The organism is Hydrogenibacillus sp. N12, assembly GCF_019645935.1.
Lineage (GTDB): Bacteria > Bacillota > Bacilli > Thermicanales > DSM-22653 > Hydrogenibacillus > Hydrogenibacillus schlegelii.
In genome coordinates this window covers 2,168,396-2,185,653 of the sequence record NZ_CP080953.1, presented here as the reverse complement: position 1 = coordinate 2,185,653, position 17,258 = coordinate 2,168,396, and the positions used below count along the sequence as shown (strand labels likewise).

General features: G+C 67.7%; 15 protein-coding genes. All 15 read left to right on the top strand.

Annotated features, from left to right (window positions below):
• The first annotated feature begins 8 nt into the window (after positions 1 to 8).
• The 15 genes from icd (at position 9) to pstB (K2M58_RS10175) (ending at position 17,258) form a co-directional block, all read left to right on the top strand.
• Complete coding sequence (icd, locus tag K2M58_RS10245) at positions 9 to 1,319, top strand: NADP-dependent isocitrate dehydrogenase (protein WP_220677464.1); 1,311 nt, start codon at positions 9 to 11, stop codon at positions 1,317 to 1,319.
• Positions 1,316 to 2,254: a malate dehydrogenase gene (gene mdh / locus K2M58_RS10240; protein WP_220677463.1), complete on the top strand. Its 939-nt coding sequence runs from the start codon at positions 1,316 to 1,318 to the stop codon at positions 2,252 to 2,254. Before icd ends, mdh begins: the two co-directional genes overlap by 4 nt.
• A 153-nt stretch (positions 2,255 to 2,407) precedes the next feature.
• Complete coding sequence (locus K2M58_RS10235) at positions 2,408 to 3,121, top strand: response regulator transcription factor (protein ID WP_066203520.1); 714 nt, start codon at positions 2,408 to 2,410, stop codon at positions 3,119 to 3,121.
• Between the two features lie 5 nt (positions 3,122 to 3,126).
• Positions 3,127 to 4,905, top strand: coding sequence for a two-component system histidine kinase PnpS (pnpS, locus tag K2M58_RS10230; protein ID WP_220677462.1), 1,779 nt, complete (start codon positions 3,127 to 3,129; stop codon positions 4,903 to 4,905).
• A 58-nt stretch (positions 4,906 to 4,963) separates the two neighbouring features.
• Entirely contained in the window at positions 4,964 to 5,617 is a 654-nt protein-coding gene (phoU, locus tag K2M58_RS10225) for a phosphate signaling complex protein PhoU (RefSeq protein ID WP_354667514.1), read from the top strand.
• Positions 5,618 to 5,653: 36 nt separating this feature from the next.
• Complete coding sequence (gene polA / locus K2M58_RS10220; protein ID WP_220678891.1) at positions 5,654 to 8,434, top strand: DNA polymerase I; 2,781 nt, start codon at positions 5,654 to 5,656, stop codon at positions 8,432 to 8,434.
• A 200-nt stretch (positions 8,435 to 8,634) separates the two neighbouring features.
• A complete protein-coding gene (mutM, locus tag K2M58_RS10215) occupies positions 8,635 to 9,597 on the top strand; it encodes a bifunctional DNA-formamidopyrimidine glycosylase/DNA-(apurinic or apyrimidinic site) lyase (protein WP_220677461.1) in 963 nt (320 codons plus the stop codon).
• Positions 9,594 to 10,226, top strand: coding sequence for a dephospho-CoA kinase (gene coaE / locus K2M58_RS10210; RefSeq protein ID WP_220677460.1), 633 nt, complete (start codon positions 9,594 to 9,596; stop codon positions 10,224 to 10,226). Before mutM ends, coaE begins: the two co-directional genes overlap by 4 nt.
• A complete protein-coding gene (locus tag K2M58_RS10205) occupies positions 10,216 to 10,788 on the top strand; it encodes a lytic transglycosylase domain-containing protein (RefSeq protein ID WP_220677459.1) in 573 nt (190 codons plus the stop codon). The genes coaE and K2M58_RS10205 overlap by 11 nt, the downstream gene beginning before the upstream one ends.
• 196 nt (positions 10,789 to 10,984) lie before the next feature.
• Positions 10,985 to 12,055: a type I glyceraldehyde-3-phosphate dehydrogenase gene (gene gap, locus K2M58_RS10200; protein WP_220677458.1), complete on the top strand. Its 1,071-nt coding sequence runs from the start codon at positions 10,985 to 10,987 to the stop codon at positions 12,053 to 12,055.
• 238 nt (positions 12,056 to 12,293) lie between these two features.
• Complete coding sequence (locus K2M58_RS10195) at positions 12,294 to 13,271, top strand: phosphate ABC transporter substrate-binding protein (protein WP_252393461.1); 978 nt, start codon at positions 12,294 to 12,296, stop codon at positions 13,269 to 13,271.
• Between the two features lie 261 nt (positions 13,272 to 13,532).
• A complete protein-coding gene (pstC, locus tag K2M58_RS10190) occupies positions 13,533 to 14,459 on the top strand; it encodes a phosphate ABC transporter permease subunit PstC (RefSeq protein WP_220677456.1) in 927 nt (308 codons plus the stop codon).
• Positions 14,456 to 15,346: a phosphate ABC transporter permease PstA gene (gene pstA / locus K2M58_RS10185; RefSeq protein WP_220677455.1), complete on the top strand. Its 891-nt coding sequence runs from the start codon at positions 14,456 to 14,458 to the stop codon at positions 15,344 to 15,346. Before pstC ends, pstA begins: the two co-directional genes overlap by 4 nt.
• 304 nt (positions 15,347 to 15,650) lie before the next feature.
• Entirely contained in the window at positions 15,651 to 16,394 is a 744-nt protein-coding gene (gene pstB, locus K2M58_RS10180) for a phosphate ABC transporter ATP-binding protein PstB (protein WP_066203668.1), read from the top strand.
• Positions 16,395 to 16,484: 90 nt separating this feature from the next.
• The gene (pstB, locus tag K2M58_RS10175) at positions 16,485 to 17,258 is read left to right on the top strand and encodes a phosphate ABC transporter ATP-binding protein PstB (RefSeq protein ID WP_220677454.1); all 774 of its coding nucleotides are present in this window, start codon (positions 16,485 to 16,487) and stop codon (positions 17,256 to 17,258) included.

Here is a 17,258-nt window from a genome sequence, read left to right as displayed (position 1 = left end):
GGAACGCCGTGTTCAAGACGCTCACCCCCCCGACGGACGGCGAAAAAATCACCCTTCGGGGCGGCCGGCTCGTCGTTCCGGACCGGCCGATCATCCCGTTCATCGAGGGCGACGGCACCGGGCCGGACATCTGGCGGGCCGCCTCCCGGGTGCTCGACGCGGCGGTCGAAAAAGCCTACGGCGGCCGCCGGAAGATCGTCTGGTTTGAAATCTTTGCCGGTGAAAAGGCGTACCGGACGTTCGGCGAATGGCTTCCGGACGACACCCTCACCGCCATCCGGGAGTACCTCGTCGCCATCAAGGGTCCGCTTACGACGCCGGTCGGCGGCGGCATTCGGTCCCTCAACGTCGCCCTCCGGCAGGAACTCGACCTCTACGCCTGCGTCCGGCCGGTCCGGCACTTCCGGGGCGTCCCGTCGCCGGTCAAGCGGCCGGAGCTCGTCGACATGGTCGTCTTCCGGGAAAACACCGAAGACATCTACGCCGGCATCGAGTGGCCGGCCGGATCGCCGGAAGTGAAGAAGGTCCTCCGCTTCCTTCAGGAGGAGATGGGGGTCAACAAAATCCGTTTCCCCGAAACGAGCGGCCTCGGCATCAAGCCGATCTCCGAAGAAGGCTCGAAGCGCCTCGTCCGGGCGGCGATCCGCTATGCCCTTGAAAACAAGCGGCGGAGCGTCACCCTCGTCCACAAAGGGAACATCATGAAGTTCACCGAAGGGGCGTTCCGCAACTGGGGTTACGAGGTGGCGGAGGCGGAGTTCGGCGACCGGGTGTTCACCTGGGCCGCCTACGACCGGATCAAGGCCGAACGGGGCGTCGAGGCGGCGAACGCCGCCCAGCAGGAAGCCCTGGCCCAGGGGAAGCTCCTCGTCAAGGACGTCATCGCCGACATCTTTTTCCAGCAGGCCCTCACCCGGCCGGACGAGTTCGACGTCATCGCCACGATGAACCTAAACGGCGACTACATCTCCGACGCCCTCGCCGCCCAGGTCGGCGGCATCGGCATCGCCCCCGGGGCGAACATCAACTACGAGACCGGCCACGCCGTCTTCGAAGCGACCCACGGCACGGCCCCGAAGTACGCCGGCCTCGACAAAGTGAATCCGTCGTCCGTCATCCTCTCCGGCGAGATGATGCTCCGCTATCTGGGCTGGCACGAGGCGGCGGACCTCATCCTCGAGGCGATGGACCGGACGATCGGGGAGAAGATCGTCACCTACGACTTCGCCCGGCTCATGGAAGGGGCCACGGAAGTCAAGACGAGCGAATTCGGCGACGCCCTCATCCGAAACATGCAGCCGAAGGAGGCCCGGGTATGATCCGCCGGAAAAAGATCGCCGTCATCGGCGCCGGATTCACCGGCGCGACGACCGCCTTCATGCTCGTCGAACGGGGGCTCGGCGACGTCGTCCTCGTCGACATTCCCCAGCAGGAAAACCCGACGAAGGGCAAGGCCCTCGATATGTTCGAAGCGACGCCGATCCTCGGCCGGGACGTTCGGGTGACGGGGACGGCGGATGAGGCCGCCATCGCCGGCGCCGATCTCGTGATCATCACCGCCGGTATGGCCCGAAAGCCCGGCATGAGCCGGGACGACCTCGTCACGACGAACGCCGGCATCGTCCGGAGCGTCGCGGAAGCGGTGAAGCGCCACGCGCCGGACGCCCTCGTCCTCGTCCTCACGAATCCGGCGGACGTCATGACGTACGTCGTCTACAAGACGACCGGCTTCCCGAAGGAGCGGGTGTTCGGCCAGTCGGGCGTCCTCGACACCGCTCGCTTCCGGACGTTCGTCGCCGAGGCGGCCGGCGTGTCGGTCCGGGACGTGACCGGCTTCGTCCTGGGCGGCCACGGCGACGACATGGTCCCCCTCATCCGGTACTCGTACGTCGGGGGCATCCCGCTGGAGCGCTGGCTTGACCGGGCGACGATCGACGCCATCGTCGAGCGGACGCGGAAGGGCGGCGGCGAGATCGTGAACCTCCTCGGCACCGGGAGCGCCTATTATGCCCCGGCGGCGGCCCTCGTCGAGATGGCGGAGGCCGTCCTGCTGGACGAAAAGCGCATCCTCCCGGCGATCGCCTACCTTTCGGGCGAATACGGCTACACCGACCTTTACGTCGGCGTGCCGACGATCCTCGGCGCCGGCGGCGTCGAACGGGTGATCGAGCTGGAGCTCACGGAAGAGGAAAAAGCCGCCTTCGCCCGCTCCGTCGAGTCGGTCCGGCGGGTCATGGCCGTCATCGGCTACTGAGCATGCCGCGCGGCGGTGCTTTCGGGCACCGCCGTTTTGTTTTCTCGCCCGGCCGGCCTTCTATTTTGTCTCCCGACGTGATATGATCTGAAATGGGTGGCACGACACGGGACGAAACGCGAAGGGTAGGAACGGTTGGAGAAGGGTGGCGCGATGAAGCGTATCCTCGTCGTCGACGACGAACCGTCGATCATCACCCTCCTTTCGTTCAACCTGGAAAAGGCCGGGTACGACGTCGCGAGCTGTCAGGACGGGCGGGAAGCCCTGCAGTGGATCGAAACCGACCCGCCGGATCTCGTCCTCCTCGACCTCATGCTCCCGGGTCTCGACGGGATGGAAGTCCTCAAGCGGATGCGGGCGAAAAACATCCGCATCCCCGTCCTCATGATCACCGCCCGGGACGAAGAGCTCGACAAAGTGCTCGGCCTTGAGCTCGGGGCCGACGACTACATCACGAAGCCGTTTCGCATCCGCGAAGTGCTCGCCCGGATCAAGGCCGTCATCCGCCGGACGGACGGTGGCGATCGCCGGGCTGAGGAGCCGCTTTTGGTGACGATCGGCGAGCTCGAGATCGACTTCGGCCGCTACGAAGTCCGCCGCGCCGGCCAGCCGGTCGAGCTCACCCCGCGCGAGTATGACCTCCTCTTCTTTATGGCCAAAAACCGCGGCAAAGTGCTGACCCGGGAACAGCTCCTGAACCACGTCTGGAACTACGAATTTGTCGGCGACTCCCGCATCGTCGACGTCCACATCAGCCATCTCCGGGAAAAACTCGAAGACGATCCGAAGCGGCCCCGGTACATCAAAACGATCCGCGGCCTCGGGTACAAGCTGGAAGACCGGCTGGAAGACGTCGCCGAGGGGTGACGTCCGTGCAGAGTCTTCGCCTCCGGCTGACCGCCTACGTCCTCGGCGTCGTCCTCGTCGCCTTTACGGTCTTTTTTTTGTATGAGGCGCTCGTCGTCGGTCGGGCGTTCGAGCGGGAGGCCCGCCGGCACGGCGAGGCGCTCGCCGCCGCCCTCGCCGAAGCGCTGGAGGGCCGGACGCCGGCGGAGGCGGAGGCCCTTCTGCCTCAGCTTGCGGCCGCCGCCGGCGTCCGAATCGCCCTCGAAGGCGCCGGCGGCCGGCCGCTGGCCGCTTTCGGCGCGCCGTCGGACGAAGGGGCGCTTTCCTTCCGCCGGCCCATCGTCCTGGCCGGCACGGCCGGCGCTCCGGTGACGCTCGTCGTGACGGAAGCCGCCGTCCGCCGCGACGACCTTTTCTCCGGCCCCTGGGGTCCGGGACTCGTCGGCGGGATGGTCCTGCTGGGGCTCCTTTCGCTTTTCGTCTACCGGGTGGCGACGGAAGTGACCCGGCCGGTGACGCAGGTCGCCGAGGTCGCCCGGCTGATCAGCGACGAGCACTACGGCGTCACCGTCGACGTCCGGGGTTACGGCGAGATCGCCGAACTCACGGCGGCGATCAACGCCATGAGCCGGTCGCTCGCCCTTCAGATGAAGCGCATCCGGGACAACGAAAAGCGCTTCGGCGACATCCTCATGAACATGACGAGCGGCGTCGTCCTCCTGGATGCCCGGGGGCGGGTCGTCTTCGTCAACCGGGCGGCAGAGGGGCTCCTCCACCTCGCCCACCGGCCGACCGTCGGCCGGCACCACGTCGAGGCGTTCCGGCACTTCGAGCTTTCGGAGCTCGTCGAGCGGGTGCTGGAGACCAAGGCGGCCGCCCGGCGGGAACTCCAGCTGTACTTTCCGGAGGAGCGGGTCTTGGACGCCCACCTCGTGCCCCTTTTTGACGACGACGGCCGGCTCGACGCCCTCCTCCTCGTCGTCCACGACATCACCGACATCCGGCGCCTCGAGCGGATCCGGAGCGAATTTGTGATGAACGCCTCCCACGAGCTGAAGACGCCGGTGACGTCCATCCAGGGCTTCGCCGAGACGCTCCTCGACGGCGCCCTTGAGTCGCCGGAGGCGGCCCGGCGGTTCGTCGAGATCATCTACAACGAAAGCGAGCGGCTGAAGCGGCTCATCCAGGACATCCTCGATCTGTCCCGGATCGAGCAGCGGCGGCTTCCCCTCGACTTTCGCCCCGTCCGGGTGAAAGCGCTCGTCGACGATGTCCTCCTCACGGTGCAAAAGGAAGCGGAGAAGAAGCGAATCGCCCTGTCGGCCGACGTCGATCCGGCGCTTCAGATCGAGAGCGATTACGACCGCCTCAAACAGATTATGCTGAATCTTGTCGTCAACGCGATCCAGTACACGCCGGAGGACGGGCGGGCCGTCGTCCGGGCCGTCGACGAAGGAGCGACGGTCGTCCTCTCAGTGGAGGACAACGGCATCGGCATCCCGCGGCGGGACCTCGACCGGATTTTCGAGCGGTTTTACCGGGTCGACAAAGCCCGCTCCCGGCACTCCGGCGGCACCGGCCTCGGCCTGTCGATCGTCCGGCACCTCGTCGAGCTCCTCGGCGGCATGATCTGGGTCGAGAGCACCGAAGGGGTCGGCAGCACGTTTTTCGTCCGGCTGCCGAAGGTCCGGGACGCCGAAGAGACGCCGCCGCCCCGGATCGAAGGCGGCGGGCCTCGGGGGGACGACGGGCGCCGTCCGCCGGCGGCCGACGGAGGAACGCTCCGCACCGACCCGAACGGATAAACGCCCGGACGACCGGAACGAATCTGCGCCCAACGCCGACCGGAAAGGAGGGATATGCGTGCGGCCGCGGTTTGACGAACAGCTGGAGGCGCTCAACCAGAAGCTCATCGAGATGGCCAGCCGCGTCGGAGCGGCGATCGACAAGGCCCTCAAAGCCCTGGTCGAGCAGGACGGGGTCCTCGCCGAAACCGTCATCCGGGAAGACGAATCGATCAACCTTCTGAACGTCGAAATCGAAGACGGCGTCTTCACGTTCATTGCACTGCAAAATCCCGTCGGGCCGGACCTCCGCCGGGTGGCGACGATGCTCAAGATGGCGAACGACCTCGAGCGGATCGGCGACCACGCCGTGAGCATCGCCAAGGCCGCCCGGCGGATCCTCACCGATCAGTACGTCAAGCCCCTCGTCGACACGCCGAAGATGGGCGCCATCGTCCGGCAGATGCTCCACGAGGCGATCGACGCCTACATCGCCGAAGACATCGAGCGGGCCCGGGCGGTCGCCCGGCGGGACGACGAGGTCGACGCCCTCTACCGGGCGATCGTCACCGACGCCGTTCAGATCATGGCCGCCGACGAGCGCTGGGTCAACCAGGGGACGCAGTTTCTTTTCGTCGCCCGCTCCCTCGAGCGGATCGGCGACTACGTGACGAACATCTGCGAGTGGATCCATTATTTGAAGACCGGAGAGATCCGGGAATTCAACGACTGACGCGGCAGGTGAGCGACGACGCGTTCCAAGGCTCCGATTCAGACGGCCGCCGATCGCGGTCCCGCCGTCCCGGCCGGCGCAGGCACGCTTCTCCTCATCGACGGCTCGAGCGTCGCCCACCGGGCGTTTTACGCCCTCCCGGCCCTCACCGATGCCGGCGGCCGACCGACGAACGCCGTCTACGGGTTTGCTCTCATGCTCTTGAAGCTCCTCGAAGACGATCCGCCGACCCATCTCGCCGTCGTCTTCGACGCCGGGAAGACGGTCTTCCGCCACGCCCTGTACGCCGAGTACAAGGGCACCCGGGAGAAAAGCCCGCCGGAGCTCGTCGAACAGCTTCCCCTCGTCCGGGCGCTCGTCGGCGCCTTCGGCCTTCCGCTCATCGAGCGGGAAGGCTACGAAGCCGACGACCTCATCGGCACCCTCGCCGATCGGGCGGCCCGATCCGGCTACGCCGTCCGCATCCTCTCGAGCGACCGGGACCTTCTGCAGCTCCTCGGCCCCCGCGTCTCCGTGGGGCTGACGCGGAAGGGCGTGACGGAGATCGACTGGATGACGGAAGACGCCTTCCGAGCGGCGTACGGGATCGCGCCGGCGCAGTTCGTCGACGTCAAGGCGCTCATGGGCGACGCCTCCGACAACATCCCGGGCGTCCCCGGCGTCGGGGAAAAGACGGCCTTAAAGCTCATCGCCGAATACGGCACCCTCGACGGCGTCTACGCGCACCTGGCCGAGATCCGCGGCAAGCTCCGGGAGCGGCTGGAGGCGCACCGGGAGGCGGCGTATTTGAGCCGGAAGCTCGCCGCGATCGAGCGCGGCGTCCCGCTGGACGTCGAGCCGGACGCGCTCCGGCTTCGCCCGCCGAAGGCGGCGGCCCTCGAGGCCTTTTTCCGGGACGTCGGCTTCCGCTCGCTCCTTGACCGGGTCCGGCGCCTGGCGGCGCCGGAGGCGGAGCCTGCGGCGGCGGAGGCGTCTCCGCCGGACGAGGCGCCTCCGACGGATGCGGCGTCTCCGCCGGTCGAGGCGCCCGGGGCGAAGGTCGGATCGGTCCGGGTGCTTGGGGCGGCGGCGGCCGAGGCGCCGGACGTCCTCGAAGGCGCCGAGGCGGCGGAGGCGGCCGCGGCGCATCTTCCGCGGCCGGCGGCCCTCGTCCTCGAGCTCGACGGCGAAAACCCCCACCGGGCCCGGATCGCCGGCGGCGCGATCGCCGGGGACGGTCGCCTCGTCGCCTTTTCGCCGGCGGCGCTCGCCGCGCCGGCCTTTCGCCGCTGGCTGGAAGACCCGGCGGTCGAGAAGATCGCCTACGACGCGAAGCGGACCTTCGTCGCCCTTGCCCGGGTCGGGCTTCGGCCGGCGGGGATCGCCGACGACCTCCTCCTCATGCAATATCTCCTCGATGCGACCCGGGGCTCGTACACCCTTGCGGACCTCGCCCGATCCCACGGGCTCGAGCTTCCGGACGACGAAGCGGTCTACGGCAAGGGGGCCCGTTTCCGGCTGCCGCCGCCGGAGCGGCTTTATCCGCATCTTGCGGCCAAGGCGCGGGCGCTGGCGGCGGTTCGGGGGCCGACCGCCAAGCGCCTTCAGGCCCTCGGCATGACGACCCTCTACCGGGAGGTCGAACTCCCCCTCGCCTTCGTCCTCGCGGAGATGGAGCTCGCCGGCGTCGCCGTCGACCGGGCGGCCCTCGAGGCGTACGGCGCCGAGCTCGATGCCAAGATCGCCGCCGTGGCGGAAGAGATCTTCCGCGCCGTCGGCGTCCGCTTCAACCTGAACTCGCCGAAGCAGCTCGGCGAGATCCTGTTCGACAAGCTCGGCATCCCGCCCCTCAAAAAGACGAAGACGGGCTATTCCACCGACGCCGAGACGCTGGAGAAGCTCGCCCCGTACCATCCCGTCATCCCGAAGCTCCTCGACTACCGGTTGCTCACGAAGCTCCGCTCGACGTACATCGACGGGCTCGTCGCGGCGATCCACGACGACGGCAAAATCCACACGACGTTCCACCAGGCCCTCACCGCCACCGGCCGGCTTTCGTCCAGCGACCCGAACCTCCAGAACATCCCCGTTCGGGTCGAGGAAGGCCGAAAGATCCGGAAGGCGTTCGTCCCGTCGGAAGCCGGTTTTCTCATCCTTTCGGCGGACTACTCCCAGATCGAGCTCCGGGTGCTCGCCCACTTCTCCGGCGACCCGAAGCTCGTCGACGCCTTCCACCGGGACGAAGACATCCACACCCAGACGGCGATGGACGTCTTCGGCCTTTCCCGGGAAGCGGTCACGCCGCTTCACCGCCGGCAGGCGAAGGCGGTCAACTTCGGCATCATCTACGGCATCAGCGACTACGGCCTCTCCCAGAACCTCGGGATCGGCCGGAAAGAGGCGGCGGCGTTCATCGAGCGGTACTTCGCCACGTATCCGGACGTCAAGCGCTACCTCGACGAAGCGGTCGCCCGGGCTCGGGAGCGGGGCTACGTCGAGACGCTGCTCGGCCGGCGGCGGGAGCTTTCAGAGATTCGGGACAAAAACTTTGCCCGCCGGAGTTTTGCCGAACGGGCGGCGATGAACACGCCCATCCAGGGGACGGCCGCCGACATCATCAAAAAGGCGATGCTCGACGTCGATCGGGCCCTCCGCTCGGCGGGCCTTCGGGCCCGAATGCTGCTTCAGGTTCACGACGAGCTCGTCTTCGAGGTGGCCGAGGCGGATGCGCCGGCCCTCGCCGACCTGGTGAAGGAACGGATGGAGCAGGCGGCCCGCCTTCGGGTCCCCCTCAAGGTCGATGTCGCCGTCGGCCCGACGTGGTACGACGCCAAATGATCCGGACGGACGCGCCGTCGGCCTGCGAACGCGAAGGGCCCCTGATGCGCGTCACCGATGCGACGCCGGCCCGCGTTCGCCGGCCTGCGATCGGCGAAGCGTCTGAGGTCCGCGATCGCCGATCCGCCGGCCCGGCGCGGTCCGGGTGTCGGTTCGGACGTGCGCCGGGACGATCCGAAGGCAAAGGAGGAGGGGATGCGATGCCGGAACTTCCGGAAGTCGAGACGGTCCGCCGGGGGCTTCAGTCGTCGCTTTCCGGGCGGCGCATCGTGGCGGTCGACGTCCGCCTGCCGCGCCTCATCCGCTCGCCGGAACCCGAGGCGTTTTGCCGGCGCCTGGTCGGCCGGACCTTCGGGCGGATCGGCCGGCGGGGGAAGTACCTGCTTCTGGCCCTTTCGCCCGACGTCCTCGTCGTTCACCTCCGGATGGAGGGAAAATTCGACCTCGTCCCGGCCGGGACGCCGGAGCCCCCTCACGTCCACGTCGTCTTCCACCTCGACGACGGCCGGGAGCTTCGCTATCGGGACGTGCGGCAGTTCGGCACGTTCGACCTCGTGCCGGAGGCGCATCTCGCCGCCTTTCCGCCTTTGGCCGCCCTTGGCCCGGACGCCCTCGATCCGGCCTGGGACCTGCCGGCGCTTCTCGCCCGCCTCGGGCGGCACCGGCGCCGGCCGATCAAGGCGCTCCTCCTCGACCAGACGATCGTCGCCGGCATCGGCAACATCTACGCCGACGAGGCGCTTTTCCGGGCGGGAATCCACCCCCGGCGCCCTGCCGGGAGCCTCCGGCCGGACGAGGCGGCGGCCCTCTGGTCCGCCGTCCGGGGCGTCCTCGCAGACGGCATCGCCCGGGGCGGCGCGAGCGTCCGGTCGTACCGGGGCCCGAACGACGCCCTCGGCTATTTTCAGCTGGCGCTTGCCGTCTACGGCCGGGAAGGCGAGCCGTGCCCGCGCTGCGGGACCGCGATCGAACGGACGGTCGTCGCCGGCCGGGGAAGCCGCTTTTGCCCCCGCTGTCAGCCGGAGGTCGGCGCCGAAAACGGAAGGGCCCCGTCCGCCTCGACCGAAAGGCCGCCGGCTTCGGCCGCCTGGGCGCTCGCCGTTCGCCGTTCGTCCCGCCAGTCGGCGGCCGCGGCGGCGCCCGCCGGGGAGGGCCGGCGATGATCGTGGGGCTGACCGGCGGCATCGCCAGCGGCAAGAGCACGGCCGCCCGTCTTTTCGCCGAGCGGGGCGCCGCCGTCGTCGACGCCGATCGGCTCGCCCGGGAGGCCGTCGAACCGGGCACGCCGGCCCTCGCGGCGATCGTCCGGCGCTTTGGCGCCGGCGTCCTTCACCCGGACGGGCGGCTCGACCGGGCCGCCCTCGGCCGGATCGTCTTTCGCGATGCGGCCGCCCGGCGCGACCTCGAGGCGATCGTCCACCCGGAGGTCCGCCGGCGGATGCAGGCGTCGATCGAGCGCTTCCGGGCCGCCGGCGCGCCGGTGATCGTCCTCGAGGTGCCGCTTTTGTTTGAGACCGGGCTCGATCGGGCGGTCGATCTCACCGTCGTCGTCTACGTGGACGAAGCCGAACAGCTCCGGCGGCTCATGGCCCGGGACGGCCTCGATCGGGAGGAGGCGGAGGCGCGCCTTCGGGCCCAGCTCCCCATGGAAGAAAAGCGCGCCCGGGCCGACGTCGTCCTGGTGAACCGCGGCGGCGTCGAGGCGCTTGCCCGGCAGATCGACGCCCTCTGGGCGTACGCCGTCCGGCCGAACCGGACGGGCCAGCGGAAGGGAAACGCGGATGCTCCTTAGGCGGTTCCTCCTTTCGGTCCTCTCCCTCCTCGTCCTCGCCCTGGCCGTCCGGCTGCCGCCCCTTTGGCGGTGGATGTATCCGCTGGACTACCCCGACGCCATCCGCCGGGCCGCCCGGGAAGCGGCGGTCGATCCCACCCTCATCGCGGCGGTCATCCGGGCCGAAAGCGGTTTCGTCCACGGCGCCGCCTCGGAAAAAGGCGCCCGGGGGCTCATGCAGCTCCTCGACGACACCCGCCGCTACATCCTGGGGCGCACCGGATACGATCGACGGCTTTCGCCGGAGGAACTCGGCACGCCGGAGGCGGACATCCTCCTCGGAAGCCTGTATCTCCGCTACCTCCTCGACCGTTACGGCGGCAACACCCTTGCCGCCCTCGCCGCCTACAACGCCGGCGAAGGGCGCGTCGACCGGTGGCTTCAGGCCGGTGTCTGGGACGGGACCGCCCGGCGCCTCGGCGACATTCCGTTCGGCGAAACGCGCCACTACCTCCTCCGGGTGCTCTATCTCGAGACGCGCTATCGCCAGGTCCACGGCGCCCGCCTCGGCGCGGGGAGCTAGGCCGCCCGGCCGGCGGCCGGCCTCCTCCCGGTCCGTCGATCCGGCCGGTCGCCTCGGCGATCGACCGAATCGAACGGCCCCGCCCTAGGGCGGGCGCCTTTTTGTGCCATTGATCCATCCTATATTGAAGAATGTGTCATACCCGTTATAATTAAGGGCAGGAACGGATCACACCCATTCCGAGGGAGGCCGGAACATGACCCTTCGGATCGCGATCAACGGGTTCGGCCGCATCGGCCGGATGGTGCTCCGGCGGATCGTCGAGGTGGGGGACGATCGCCTGGAGGTCGTCGCCGTCAACGCCACGCACCCGGCCGAAACGCTGGCCCACCTCCTCACGTACGACTCCGTCCACGGCCGCTTCCGGCGGGACGTGCGGGCGGAAGACGATTCCCTCGTCGTCGACGGGCGGACGATCCGCCTCGTCGCCGACCGGGATCCGGCCCGCCTGCCGTGGAAGGCGATGGACATCGACGTCGTCGTCGAGGCGACCGGCAAGTTTACCGATCGGTCGGGGGCGGAGAAGCACCTCGCCGCCGGCGCCCGGCGGGTGCTCATCACCGCGCCGGCCAAGGGCGAGGACGTCACCCTCGTCTACGGCGTCAACGAGCATCACTACGACCCGGCGCGGCACCACATCCTCTCCGGGGCTTCCTGCACGACGAACGCCCTCGCGCCGGTCGTCAAGGTCCTTCACGAGGCGTTCGGGGTCGAGGCGGGCCTCATGACGACGGTCCACGCGGTGACAAACGATCAAAAGGTGCTCGACAATCCCCATAAAGATCTCCGCCGGGCCCGGTCGAGCGGCCAGTCGATCATCCCGACGACGACCGGCGCTGCCAAAGCGGTCGGCAAGGTGCTGCCGGAGCTCGCCGGGCGCCTCACCGGCCTCGCCCTCCGGGTGCCGACGCCGAACGTCTCCGTCGTCGACCTCGTCGCTGAACTTCGCCGCCCGGCGACGCCGGAGGAGCTCCTCGCGGCCTTTGAGGCCGCCGCTCGCGGGCCGCTTCAGGGCATTCTCGGCGTTTCGAAACTTCCCCTCGTCTCGGTCGACTTCAACGGCGATGACCGGTCGGCGATCGTCGACGGGCCGACGCTCGACGCTGTCGGCCGCATGGTCAAGGTGATGGCGTGGTACGATAACGAATGGGGTTATTCGGCCCGGATCGTCGATTTGCTCCGCCTCATCGCCGACCGGGAGGCGACGGGGGGGCGGCCGGCGGCGGAGCGGGCCCGACCGGAGCCGGAAGCGGCCGTCCGGCCGTAAGGGCCGATCGGTATTGATGATCGCGCCGCCGATCGTGCGGCGCCGTCCGTCCGTAAGGGCCGATCATGAATGAATAACACGATCGTTTTAACCGTAAAAATGGACTGCATCCCATTTTTACGGTTTCTTTACGTTCTCTTTACAAAGCCTTAACCACCGGTCGCCGACCGGCCGCTATCATAGGACTTGGACGGAGCCCAGACGCGGCCCGAACCACGCGATGAAGGAGGGCATGCCGGTGCGAAGCGGTCGGAAAGGATGGGCGCTTCTTTTGCTGCTGGTCGCCGCGATCACGGTTCTGGCGGCGTGCGGCGGTCAGGGCGCGCCGTCCGGGAATGCGGATCAGAACGCGACCGGGACGGAAGGGACGAATCAGGACGCCGGCGGAACGGAAGGGACGAAGACGGACACAGGGGGAACGACCGACGAACTGACCGGATCGATCACCGCGGCCGGGTCGACGGCCATGCAGCCGCTCGTGGAAAAGGCCGCCGAGATGTTCATGGAAAAGCATCCGAACGTCAAAATCACCGTTCAGGGCGGCGGAAGCGGCACGGGGCTTTCTCAGGTCGCCCAGGGCGCCGTCGACATCGGCAACTCCGACCTCTTTGCCGAAGAAAAGCTGAAGCCGGAAGAGGCGAAGGACCTCGTCGACCACAAGGTCGCCGTCGTCGCCATGGCGGCGGTCGCGAACCCCGATGTCGGCGTCGACAACCTGACGCAGCAGCAGCTCATCGACATCTTCACCGGCAAGATCACGAACTGGAAAGACGTCGGCGGGAAGGATGTGAAGATCACCCTCGTCAACCGGCCGGCGAGCTCCGGCACCCGGGCGACGTTCAAGAAGTACGCCCTCAACGGCGCCGAGGAAGCTTCGGGCATCGAAGAGGACTCGTCCGGCACGGTGCGGAAGATCATCGCCGAAACGCCCGGGGCGATCGGCTACCTCGCCTTCTCGTATCTCGACGGGTCGGTGAAACCCCTCAAGATCGACGGCGTCGAGCCGACGGAAGAAAACGTCATCACGAACGCCTACAAGGTCTGGGCGTACCAGCACATGTACACGAAGGGCGAGCCGCAAGGCGTCGTGAAGGCCTTCCTCGACTTCATGCTCTCGGAGGAAGTGCAAAACGGCCCGGTCGTCGAGGGCGGCTACATCCCCGTCTCGAAGATGAAGGTCGAGCGGGACGCCGCGGGGAACGTGACGCAGAAATAAAGGCAGGGTTCGCCATGAGGAGGTCAAAAGGGGGAGCACGCTCCCCCTTTTGGCATTTTCCCTCAAAGGGGGCCCGGCGCCCGCAAAACGTCGGGCGGTCTGCAACGCCGGCCGTCTCATCCGGCCGGACCCTAAGCCGGGCGCCGGCATGCCCTTGCGCCGCAGACGAAAATCGACAATAATACGGTGGGATTCAGACCGCCCGGCGGGCGAACGGACGGGCGGAACCGGAAGGACGGGCAGAAAGGACGGACGGGTCGGATGGAAGCAAGTCCCCTGATCGCGGGCCGGCGGACGCGGGAAGGCTTTCGGGACCGGCTCGGCTACGCGGCGACGCTTTTGTCCGTGGCGGTGATCCTCGTCGCCGTCGCGGCCATTTACCTGTTCGTGTTTTCCCGGGGCCTGGCGACGTTTTTCGTCAACCACGTCAACGTGCTGGACTTTTTGTTCGGGACGGAGTGGCGGCCGACGCTCACCGAAGCCGAGGGCGGCCCGAAGTTCGGCGTGCTGCCGTTTATCGTCGGGTCGTTCATCGTCACGTTTTTCTCGGCCCTCATCGCCGGCCCGATCGGCATCGGCGCGGCGATCTTCATGACCGAGATCGCGCCGTCCTGGGGGCGGAAGCTCATGCAGCCGGTGATCGAGATCCTCGTCGGCATCCCGTCGGTCGTCTACGGCTTTACGGGGCTCACGCTCATCGTGCCGTTCCTCCGGGAGCACGTCGGCGGGCTCGGCTTCGGGCTTCTCGCCGGGATTCTGGTGCTTGCGGTGATGATCCTTCCGACGGTGACGAGCATTTCCGTCGATGCCCTCTCGGCCGTCCCGCCGGAGATCAAGGCCGGCTCGTACGCCCTCGGGGCGACCCGCTGGCAGACGATCTGGCGCATCCTCATGCGGGCGAGCGCCCCCGGATTCGTCACGGCGGTCATCTTCGGCATGGCCCGGGCGTTCGGCGAGGCGCTGGCGGTGCAGATGGTCATCGGAAACGGCAAGAACATGCCGACGAGCCTCCTCGAGCCGGCCTCGACGATCACGACGGTCATCACGATGAACATGGGGAACACCGTCGCCGGCTCGGTGGAAAACAACGTCCTCTGGTCGCTGGCGCTTCTCCTTCTCCTCATGTCGACGGTGTTCATCTTCGCCGTCCGCTGGGTGGGCCGCCGCGGGAGGTTGATGTCCCGATGACGGCGAAGATCGTCGATCGGGTGATGACGGCCGTCTTCTATCTCATCGCGGCGCTCCTCGTCGTCCTGCTGGTCGGACTGCTCGGCTACATTCTTGCTCGGGGGCTTCCGAAGCTTTCGTGGACGTTTCTGACGAGCCCGCCCCAGAGCCTCTCCGCCGGCTCCGGCATCGGACCGCAGCTGTTTAACTCGATTTATATTCTCTTTTTAACGATGCTCTTTACCGTCCCGATCGGCGTCGGCGGCGGCATCTACCTGGCGGAGTACGCCCGGCCCGGTCGGCTGACCGACACGATTCGGGCGGCGATCGAGGTGTTGTCGTCGCTCCCGTCGATCGTCGTCGGACTCTTCGGCCTCATCGTCTTCGTCTACTACACCGGCTGGGGCTACACCCTGATGGGGGGCGCCCTCGCCCTCATGCTTTTCAACCTGCCCCTCATGGTCCGGACGAGCGAGGAGGCGATCCGGGCGGTGCCCCACGAGCAGCGGGAGGCGAGCCTCGCCCTCGGCGTCTCTCGCTGGCGGACGATCACCGACGTCGTCCTGCCGTCGGCGCTTCCGGGGATCGTGACCGGCGCCATCCTCACCGCCGGCCGGGCGTTCGGCGAGGCGGCGGCCCTCATCTTCACCGCCGGCATGTCGACGCCGCGGCTCGATTTTCACGACTGGAACCCGCTTTCGCCCACGTCGCCCTTCAATCCGTTTCGCCCCGGTGAAACGCTCGCCGTCAACATCTGGAAGGTGAACTCCGAAGGGCTCATCCCGGACGCGAAGGAAGTCTCCGCCGGAGCGTCGGCGGTGCTCGTCATCGCGGTTTTGCTCTTTAACCTGATGGCCCGCTTTCTTGCCCGGGTTTTCTACCGGCGGATGACGGCGGCCAAGCTCTGAGGGGCGATCCGGTCGGGACGGGAAAAAGCTGTCGATTTTTCATGAAGGGTGTCTTTTCGCCCTCCGGAGAGATGCGGTAAACTGAAAGCGAGAGCGGGAGAAGGAGGGCCCCGGCACCCCGCTGCGCGCCCGGAGGCTCGCCGCAGCACAACCGGAGAAAGTGTGGTGGATCATCGTGACCGACTCGCTCACCAGCGCCCCGCCGAGGCCGGTCTGGGTCGTCGATCGGTGGTCTGAGACCCGCGCGCTGGAAGAAGCGGAAGATCGGGCGGTCAGTCAACCGGCCGCCGAAGGCGCCGTTGCCATTGAGACGCGGTCGCTCAACGTCTACTACGGCGACGTCCACGCGATCAAAGACGTGAGCCTCAAGTTTTACAGACACGAGATCACCGCCCTCATCGGCCCTTCGGGTTGCGGTAAATCGACGTACCTCCGGTCGCTGAACCGGATGAACGACACGATTCCGACGGCCCGGACGACGGGGCAAATTCTCCTGGACGGCGTCGACGTGGGTCGCCCGGACGTCGACGTGTGGGCGCTCCGGAAGCGGGTGGGGATGGTCTGGCAGCGGCCGAACCCGTTCAACAAGTCGATTTATGAAAACGTCGCTTTTGCCCCCCGTTTTCACGGCGTGCGGAAAAAGAAGGACCTTGACGAGATCGTCGAGCGAAGTCTCCGGGCGGCGGCCCTCTGGGACGAGGTGAAGGACCGGCTGCACGAGTCGGCCCTCGGGCTTTCCGGCGGCCAGCAGCAGCGTCTTGTCATCGCCCGGGCGCTCGCCGTCGAGCCGGAGATCCTTCTCCTGGACGAGCCGGCGAGTTCTCTCGACCCCGTCTCGACGGCGAAGATCGAAGAGCTCCTTTTCGAACTGAAAAAGCGCTACACGATCATCATCGTGACGCACAATATGCAGCAAGCGGCCCGGATCTCCGACCGGACGGCCTTCTTTCTGAACGGCGAACTCATCGAATACGCGGACACGAAGACGATCTTCACCCGGCCGTCCCGGAAGGAGACGGAAGACTACGTGAGCGGCCGCTTTGGCTGAGCGTCGGATTCGCTTGGGCTGGGCGCCGGTGGGCGCGTCGGCCGAACGCCGGGGGCGCTCCGCCAGAACGGCCGAAGACGGGGGATCGCCTTGACGACGGAGACGAAAGCGAAGACCGTGCTCAGCGTGCGCGGTCTTAATTTGTATTACGGCCGGGCGCAGGCCCTGTTCGACATTTCCCTCGACGTGCGGGAGCGAAGCGTTCTCGCCCTCATCGGCCCGTCCGGGAGCGGAAAATCGACGTTTCTCCGCTCTCTGAACCGGATGAACGATCTCGTCAAGGACGTCCGCATCACCGGGGAAGTCTTCTGGCGTGGGAAGAACATCTACGCCCCGGGGGTCGACATCGTCGAGGTGCGGAAGAAGATCGGCATGGTCTTCCAGCGGCCGAACCCGTTTCCCTTGAGCATCTACGACAACATCGCCTACGGCCCCCGCATCCACGGCATCCGGGATCGGCGGCGTCTCGACGAGATCGTCGAGCGGAGCCTCCGGGCGGCGGCCCTCTGGGACGAGGTGAAGGACCGGCTGCACGAGTCGGCCCTCGGGCTTTCCGGCGGCCAGCAGCAGCGCCTCGTCATCGCCCGGGTGCTCGCCGTCGAGCCGGAGATCGTCCTCATGGACGAGCCGACGAGCGCCCTCGACCCGATCTCGACCGCCCGCATCGAGGCGCTCATCGACGAGCTCCGGTCGCGCTACACGATCGTCATCGTCACCCACAACATGCAGCAGGCGGCCCGCATCTCGGACGAGACGGCCTTTTTCTTAAACGGCCGCCTGATCGAGCACGCGGCGACGGCGGAGCTCTTTCAGCGGCCGAAGCGAAAGGAGACGGAAGACTACATCACCGGCCGTTTCGGCTGA

Coding starts and splice junctions, on each gene's coding strand:
- mdh (WP_220677463.1), top strand. CDS start 1,316: ATGATCCGCCGGAAAAAGATCGCCGTCATCGGCGCCGGATTCACCGGC.
- K2M58_RS10235 (WP_066203520.1), top strand. CDS start 2,408: ATGAAGCGTATCCTCGTCGTCGACGACGAACCGTCGATCATCACCCTC.
- mutM (WP_220677461.1), top strand. CDS start 8,635: ATGCCGGAACTTCCGGAAGTCGAGACGGTCCGCCGGGGGCTTCAGTCG.
- coaE (WP_220677460.1), top strand. CDS start 9,594: ATGATCGTGGGGCTGACCGGCGGCATCGCCAGCGGCAAGAGCACGGCC.
- K2M58_RS10205 (WP_220677459.1), top strand. CDS start 10,216: ATGCTCCTTAGGCGGTTCCTCCTTTCGGTCCTCTCCCTCCTCGTCCTC.
- gap (WP_220677458.1), top strand. CDS start 10,985: ATGACCCTTCGGATCGCGATCAACGGGTTCGGCCGCATCGGCCGGATG.
- pstC (WP_220677456.1), top strand. CDS start 13,533: ATGGAAGCAAGTCCCCTGATCGCGGGCCGGCGGACGCGGGAAGGCTTT.
- pstA (WP_220677455.1), top strand. CDS start 14,456: ATGACGGCGAAGATCGTCGATCGGGTGATGACGGCCGTCTTCTATCTC.